Raw genomic sequence first — 1,063 nt, 5'->3', positions numbered from 1 at the left:
TAGTACTGATAAAACTGCTTAGCCGTTCTGCCACTATGACTTCCTCGCCCCATGGCATATAAGCGTGCCGCTTCGTGTAATTGGCTCTTATCAGTATTGATATCGGCAAATAGAGTTTCAACTATAGCGAAATAATTTTCCCAGTTAGCAGGATAAAAAGATAAGGTGAGTCCGAAGCGGTCCGATAAAGCCAGTTTATCCTCTAAACTATCGGCATAATGCACTTCACCATCCACTACCCCGCTCAGCTGATTTTCAGACTGTTTCTCTGGTAATAAATGACGGCGATTTGAAGTCGCATACAAACGCACATGCTCTGGGGGTAACTCAAGGCCACCTTCCAATAATGTTTTGAGTGGCTTATAACTGGATTCGCCGGCTTCGAAAGATAAATCATCACAGAAAATGATAAAGCGAAATTGCTCACTTTCTTGTTCCAGATCATCCAGAATTTCAGGTAAGAAGCCCAGATCATCTTTATCAATTTGTATAATTCGTAGGCCCTTTGGAGCCATTTCGTTCAGTAAGGCTTTAATGACAGAGGACTTGCCCGTGCCTCTGGCTCCCCACAACAATGCGTGATTACTGGTTTTGCCTTCAAGAAAATGTTGCGTGTTATCGATAATCGCTTGCTTTTGTCTGTCTATGCCTTGAAGCTCATCCAGACGAACAGGATCGAGGCGAACAACAGGTTTTAGTTTTTGACTTTTACTTCGCCAGATGGCGGCGTAAACCTGATGCCAATCAATGCGCATAAGCTATCCTTCATTTATTCAAATAAAGCTAGCATAGCATCATCTATGCTAGCGAAGAGAAGAAGACATATTTAATGCTTGATTGGTTCTCGTTGATACTCTGGCTCGACGTTTTTTGGCCCAGATAATGATGCCTGTGACACTAAAAATAGCTATCATCAATCCCATAATTGAGACCATAATTCGACCAGGCAAACCCAAAATACGACCAGAATGTAGAGGGAACTGGGCTTGAATGAAAATATCACCTGCCGTACCTTGCCCAGGTATCTTACCGCCAAGGTAGTCACCACTTTTACCATCGAAAT

2 protein-coding genes are annotated in these 1,063 nt (G+C 42.8%); both read right to left on the bottom strand.

The annotated features are described in order from the left end of the window. Nucleotides 1–755 (bottom strand): ATP-binding protein (locus tag B4K20_RS13985; RefSeq protein ID WP_289283359.1); only part of this gene is annotated, 755 nt, incomplete at its 3' end. 48 nt (nucleotides 756–803) lie between these two features. After that, on the bottom strand, nucleotides 804–1,063 hold a 260-nt coding region (locus B4K20_RS13980; protein ID WP_289283358.1), incomplete at its 5' end, for a PepSY-associated TM helix domain-containing protein.

The sequence above is a fragment of the Methylophaga sp. UBA5088 genome, from assembly GCF_002414625.1.
In the GTDB taxonomy this organism is placed as follows: domain Bacteria; phylum Pseudomonadota; class Gammaproteobacteria; order Nitrosococcales; family Methylophagaceae; genus Methylophaga; species Methylophaga marina.
Note: the sequence above shows the minus strand (reverse complement) of the source record. Positions and strands in the feature narration are given on the sequence as shown.